At 72.7% G+C, this 2,899-nt stretch carries 2 protein-coding genes and 1 pseudogene; 2 read left to right on the forward strand and 1 reads right to left on the reverse strand.

Annotation, left to right across the window (positions count from 1 at the left end; genetic code table 11):
* A partial coding sequence (locus BN11_RS14660) for a PD-(D/E)XK nuclease family protein (RefSeq protein WP_201329273.1) occupies positions 1–1,117 on the forward strand: 1,117 nt, incomplete at its 5' end.
* 26 nt (positions 1,118–1,143) lie between these two features.
* On the opposite strand, the gene BN11_RS14665 is transcribed toward BN11_RS14660, so the two are convergent.
* A complete protein-coding gene (locus BN11_RS14665; RefSeq protein ID WP_083433781.1) occupies positions 1,144–2,223 on the reverse strand; it encodes a GNAT family N-acetyltransferase in 1,080 nt (359 codons plus the stop codon).
* 59 nt (positions 2,224–2,282) lie between these two features.
* On the opposite strand from BN11_RS14665, the pseudogene BN11_RS23935 reads away from it, so the two are divergent.
* Positions 2,283–2,899 (forward strand): annotated as a pseudogene (locus tag BN11_RS23935) (hypothetical protein); the annotation flags it as partial.

A 2,899-nucleotide genomic window follows, 5' to 3' on the forward strand; every position in this document is an offset into this window, starting at 1 on the left:
CTGGGCGGCCGCGGGCGGGCCACAACCGGAGTGGGTCGAGCCGGGGCCCGCGACGCTCCCCGCGACGCCGCCACCGGGCACGGACGACCTGGCGGTGCGCACGTTCGAGCGCCAGGTGGATGTGCACTGGCGGCGCACCTCATACAGCGCGCTGTCCAAAGCCGCCGAGGACGCCGCCGGCGTGCCCGCCACGTCCGAACCCGAGCTTCCGGGCAAGGACGACGAAGCGCCCGGTGTCGAGATCCTCCCCGTCGCGGACACGCCGACGCCGGCGGAGCTTCTCGCCGCCGACGTCCCGTCACCCATGGCGACGCTTCCCGTCGGGGCGACGTTCGGTTCGCTCGTGCACGCGGTGCTCGAGGAGGCCGATCCCGCTGCCGGCGATCTGCGGGCGGAGTTCCTGGCGCGGATCGAGGAGCAGATCGTGCGGTGGCCCGTCGAGCTCAACCGCGCCACCCTGGCCGACGCCCTGGTCGCCGTCAGCCGCAGCCCCCTCGGGCCGCTCGCCTCCGGGGCCGCCCTCGCCGACATCGGACGCTCGGATCGCCTGTGCGAGTTGGAGTTCGAGCTCCCGCTTGTCGGTGGTGATCACCGGCGCAATGTCGGTGACATCCGGCTCGGTGAGCTGGCGCCGCTGCTGCGGGCCCACCTGCCCGAGGGCGATCCGCTCCTCGACTACGCCGCAGCGCTCGCGGCTCCCGAACTCGGTGACCAGGTGCTGCGCGGATACCTGACCGGCTCCGTCGACGTGGTCCTCCGGGTCGGCGACCGTTATCTCGTCGTCGACTACAAGACCAACTGGCTCGGTGCCCCCGATGCCGAACTCACGGCCGCCGACTACCGCCCCCGGGCCCTGGTCGCCGCGATGCAGCACTCGTCCTATCCACTGCAGGCGCTGCTGTATGCCGTTGTCCTGCACCGCTTCCTGCGTTGGCGACTGCCCGGATACGACCCCGTCCGCCACTTCGGTGGCGTGCTCTATCTCTACCTGCGCGGCATGTGCGGACCCGACACGCCCGTCATCGACGGACACCCGACGGGGGTCTTCTCCTGGCAGCCGCCCGTGGCGCTCGTGACTGCGCTGTCCGATCTGCTCGACGGGCGGGCCGCGTCATGATGCGCGGGTGTGACAGCCCGTCGGCGTCAGCGGCGGCCATCCGCGACCAGCGGGCTCCCGTCGGCTCTGCGGACCATTTCCACGTCGTCGCGATCGTCTCCCGCACCCACCCGGATGCCGCCCGGGATCCGGCCGACCTCGACGAACCCCTGGCGGGCATAGAAGTCGCCCACCCCGGTTCCGCTGCGATAGTCCAATCCGAGCAGTTCACCGCCGTCCTCGCGTGCCGTGCCGATCATCGACGCCAACAGGATGGCGCCGAGGTTGCGGCCCTGGCGGCGGGGGTCGACCATGAAGCGATAGAGCCAACGGCGATGTGCCAAAAGCGGATTCGCCGGACTGACCCACCAGCCCCACCCGACGAGAGAGGCATCGGGGTCGCGCAGACCCACGGCGAACGACCGGCCCGCGCGCATGTCCGCCTCGTGCTCGGCGAGGGCCTGCGCGATGCGGTCGCGCGGCGCGCCCGGAAGGAAACCCACTGCACCCCCGGCCTCGGTGACCGCTTGCCACAGGTCGAGCAGTTCTTCGCGATCGGTGGGGCCGATCTCGTCGACGCGGCCGGCTCGGGGTGCTTCGAGGAGCAGCGAGACTCCGGCCTCGGCCGGGTCCCCGGCGTGCGAGATCTCGCCGACGGACAGCAGCCCGGCGGCCTCCGCCGTCCGGATCGACGCCTGGTGACCAGGGCGGATGACCGCCTCCACGACATGGTCCGGCAGCCACTCCGCGGCGAAGACGACGACCGCACGAGCGGACTCACGCCCGAGACCACGGCCCTGAGCTGCCGCGGCGAACCGGCAGGCCAGGTTGAGTCGTCCGGGATCGGCGGGACGCACGCCCGCCAGGCCCAGCGGCTCCCCCGTGTCGGCGTCGTCCGCGACGAAGTAGCCGAAGCCGTGCTCCTGCCAGGTCGCGCGCCACGCCGCGGTCATCGCTTCCAGCTCTTCTCGGTCTGTGACCCTGGCCCAGGGGGCATGACCGTACAGCGCTGGATCGGAGTGCAGGGCATAGAGGAAGTCGTCGTCGTCCGGGACCGGCGGCCGCAGGGTCAGGTGCCGGGTGCGGATGGTGTCGGGCATGGCCTCGGGTGTGGCCCTGGCGGTCATGGCGCCACGGTATCCGGGCCCACCGACCGCCCGAGCGGCCGGCCACGTGGAGGTGCGCGATGACCGAGAGCCCGGCACCCCGCGAATCACTCCCCCGGGAACCACTCCCTCGCGAACCACTCCCTCGCGAACCACTCTCCCGCGATCCACTCCCTCGCAACGATCCCCGCCGCGTCTCCCGGCTGCCGGCCGGCCTCATCGCGGACGCGAACGAGTTCGGGATATTGCACGCCGCCGACGTCCACGTCGCCCGCCGCCTCGCGGCCATGGCCCGCGAGAGCGACCCGGAGGTCGTCCTCGCGCTGGCCCTCGCGACCCGGGCCGTCCGCACCGGTTCGGTGGCCGTCGACCTGCACGCGCTCGCCGCGGTCGACCCCGACTTCACGTGGCCGGCCGACGTCGCGGACTGGCTGGCCCGCGTCGCCGCGAGCCCGCTCGTCACGACCGGGGTGCTGCGCCTGGACGACGGCCTGCTCTATCTGGAGCGCTACCACGACCAGGAGGTTCTCGTCGCCGAGACCCTGGGCACGAGGCGAGCGCTGCACCCGATCCCGGTCCACGAGAGTGAGCTGGCCGCCGGCCTCGGCCGGCTGTTCCCGGATCCGCGCGACGCCGACCAGCGGGCGGCCGCAGAGCTGGCCGTCCGCGAACGCACCGCCGTGATCACTGGTGGCCC

It is taken from the genome of Nostocoides australiense Ben110 (genome assembly GCF_001050535.1).
Lineage (GTDB): Bacteria > Actinomycetota > Actinomycetes > Actinomycetales > Dermatophilaceae > Nostocoides_A > Nostocoides_A australiense.